This window comes from Albidovulum sp. (assembly GCF_008933605.1).
Classification (GTDB): domain Bacteria; phylum Pseudomonadota; class Alphaproteobacteria; order Rhodobacterales; family Rhodobacteraceae; genus Albidovulum.
Window position 1 is genome coordinate 1 of record NZ_WBUS01000246.1, and the last position, 2,888, is coordinate 2,888.

Here is a 2,888-nt window from a genome sequence, read left to right on the forward strand (position 1 = left end):
ACGCCGGCCCCGGCATCGCGGGCGGCATCCATCCCACGGTCGTGATCGCGGCGGATGCCGAGATCGGCGCCGGGGCGTCGATCGGGCCCTTCGCGGTCATCGGCGAAGCCGTGCGGATCGGCCCGGGCGCGCGGATCGGCGCGCATGTGTCGGTCGGGGCCGGGACGCGGATCGGTGCCGATGCCCTGATCCATCCCGGCGTGCGCATCGGGCGCAACGTGCGGATCGGCCACCGCTTCATCTGCCAGCCCGGGGCGGTCGTCGGCGCGGACGGGTTTTCCTATGTGACGCCCGAGAAATCGGGTGCCGAGGAGGTGCGCCGGACGCTGGGGCAGCGGGCCGAGATCAAGGCACAGAAATGGCTCCGCATCCAGTCGCTCGGCGGGGTCGTCATCGGCGACGACGTGGAGATCGGGGCGAACGCCACGGTGGATTCGGGCACCATCCGCGCAACCGCCATCGGCAACGGCACCAAGCTCGACAACCTCGTCCACCTCGGCCACAACGTCGTCGTCGGCGAGGACTGCCTGCTCTGCGGCCAGACCGGCATCGCCGGATCGGTGAGGATCGGCGACCGGGTGGTTCTCGGCGGGCAGTGCGGCGTGGTCGACAACATCTTCATCGGTGATGACGTGATCGCCGGGGGCGGCACGAAGATCCTCTCGAACGTGCCGGCGGGGCGGGTGCTTCTGGGCTATCCGGCGCTGAAGATGGAAACCCATGTCCAGGCCTGGAAAAACATCCGCCGGCTGCCGCGGCTTTTCGAGCAGGTGGCGGCCCTTCGCGCGGCTGTTACAGGCTCGGGGCAGGGAGAGACGAAGCAAGGCGGGGATGACGATGAGTGTTAGGGACAAGGTGATCGCGATCATCGCCGAACAGGCGGTCCTCGACGTCGCGGAGGTGAAGCCCGAGATGACGCTCGAGGACCTCGGCATCGACAGCCTCGGGCTGGTCGAGTCGATCTTCGCGATCGAGGAGGCCTTCGACATCTCGGTCCCCTTCAATGCGAACGAGCCGGAAAGGAGCGGGTTCGACATGTCCTCGGTCGGGGCGATCATCCGCGCGGTCGAGGACCTCGTGGCGCAGGCCGCATGAGGCGCGTCGCGATCACCGGGGCGGGCACGATCAACGCGCTCGGCCACGACGTGCCCTCGACCTTGACGGCGCTCCGCGAGGGGCGCTGCGGCATCGGTCCGCTCGATTTCCGCGACGTGGAGCGGCTTCAGATCCGCATCGGCGCGCAGGTCCGGGGCTGGGAGCCGGAGACCTGCTTCAACCGTCAGGACATCGCCCTCTACGACCGCTTCACCCAGTTCACCATGGTCGCCGCGCGTCAGGCGGTGGACCAGTCGGGCCTCGACTTCCGCGGCAAGCTCGGGCTCGACTGCGGGGTGGTTTTCGGCACCGCGGGGGGCGGCGTCACCACCTGGGACGAGAACTACCGGAGCGTCTACGGGGAGGGAAAGAACCGCGTCCACCCCTTCGTCGTGCCGAAGCTGATGAACAACGCGGCGGCAAGCCATGTCAGCATGGAATACGCGCTGCGCGGCCCCTCGTTCACAGTGGCCACCGCCTGCGCCTCGTCGAACCACGCCATGGGGCTCGCCTTCCAGATGGTGCGCTCGGGCGCGGCGCGGGCGATGATCACCGGGGGCGCGGAGGCGATGCTCTGCTTCGGCGGCATCAAGGCCTGGGAGGGCTTGCGCGTCATGTCGAAGAACGCCTGCCGGCCCTTCAGCGCCAACCGCAACGGCATGGTCCAGGGCGAGGGCGCGGGCGTCTTCGTCTTCGAGGACTGGGATCATGCGCGGGCGCGGGGGGCGGAGATCCTGGCCGAGGTCGCGGGCTTCTCCATGACCTCGGACGCGGCCGACATCGTCATGCCGAACCAGTCCGGTGCGGAACGCGCGATCGCCGGTGCGCTTCTCGACGCCCGGCTCGCCCCCGGGGATGTCGGCTACGTGAACGCGCACGGCACCGGCACGGCGGCCAACGACAAGACCGAATGCGCCGCCGTCGCCCATGCCTTCGGCCACCACGCCGACCGGCTGATGATCTCGTCGACGAAGTCGATGCACGGGCACTGCATCGGCGGCACCGGCGCCGTGGAGCTTCTGGCCTGCATCCTGGCGCTGCGGGAAGGCGTGATCGCGCCGACGATCGGCTACGAGGAACCCGACCCGGAATGTGCGCTCGACGTGGTGCCCAACGTGGCGCGCGAGGCAAGGGTTACGGCGGTCCTTTCGAACGCCTTCGCCTTCGGCGGGCTCAATGCGGTGCTAGCGCTCCGCGCCGCCTGACGGAAACGAAAGACGCCGCGCCCGACGGGGCGCGGCGTCGGTTCACGAGGACGGAAGCTCAGTTCTGCTTCGGCGCGTTCGCCTTGGTGACGGCCTCGAAGCCGGCGGTGAAGCCCTTGAGCGAGATGTCCACGTTCACCGTCTGGTCGGGGGCGGCGACCGGGACCACCGTCACGGTGGCGACGCTGCCCTTCTTGAAGCCGTCGATGTCCTCCTGGGTGAAGCCCACGCGGGCCACGCAGCCCACCTCGGCGCAGAAGGTGAAGGGGAAGCGCTTGGTCTTGCCCTTGTCGACCGTGATGTTGAGCTGCTGGGTCAGGAGCGTTTCAAGGGGCACGATGATCGTGGCCCCGGCGACCGCCTCGCCGCCCTCGGGCAGCGCCAGAAGGCTGATCTCGGCCACCGGCTTGTCCGTCTCCTTGTCCTTCAGGAGCTGGTAGAGCTGGCAGGGGTCCGAACCGTCCTCGGTGCGCACGCAGCGCAGTTCCCAGGCCTCGAAGGTTTCCGCGACATAGGGCTCGCCCACGCCGTTGCCGGTCGGGGCGGCGGCCGGAGCGGCGGTCGCATCCGCGGGCGCCGCGGTACCGG

The 2,888-nt window shown here is 69.4% G+C and carries 4 protein-coding genes; 3 read left to right on the forward strand and 1 reads right to left on the reverse strand.

From position 1 onward, the window contains the following. The 3 genes from F9K34_RS18220 to F9K34_RS18230 form a co-directional block, all read left to right on the forward strand. Positions 1-848: UDP-3-O-(3-hydroxymyristoyl)glucosamine N-acyltransferase (locus tag F9K34_RS18220; protein WP_291338524.1), on the forward strand; the 848-nt coding region annotated here is incomplete at its 5' end. Then, on the forward strand, positions 832-1,095 hold the full coding sequence (locus tag F9K34_RS18225) for an acyl carrier protein (protein WP_291338525.1): 264 nt from the start codon (positions 832-834) through the stop codon (positions 1,093-1,095). The genes F9K34_RS18220 and F9K34_RS18225, both read left to right, overlap by 17 nt. Continuing rightward, positions 1,092-2,300: a beta-ketoacyl-[acyl-carrier-protein] synthase family protein gene (locus tag F9K34_RS18230; RefSeq protein ID WP_291338526.1), complete on the forward strand. Its 1,209-nt coding sequence runs from the start codon at positions 1,092-1,094 to the stop codon at positions 2,298-2,300. The genes F9K34_RS18225 and F9K34_RS18230 overlap by 4 nt, the downstream gene beginning before the upstream one ends. Positions 2,301-2,358: 58 nt before the next feature. Here F9K34_RS18230 and F9K34_RS18235 read toward each other — a convergent pair. Next, on the reverse strand, positions 2,359-2,888 hold a 530-nt coding region (locus tag F9K34_RS18235; protein ID WP_291338527.1), incomplete at its 5' end, for an invasion associated locus B family protein.

Excerpts from the sequence above, each read along its gene's own strand:
- F9K34_RS18225 (WP_291338525.1), top strand. The coding sequence starts at position 832 with ATGACGATGAGTGTTAGGGACAAGGTGATCGCGATCATCGCCGAACAG.
- F9K34_RS18230 (WP_291338526.1), top strand. The coding sequence starts at position 1,092 with ATGAGGCGCGTCGCGATCACCGGGGCGGGCACGATCAACGCGCTCGGC.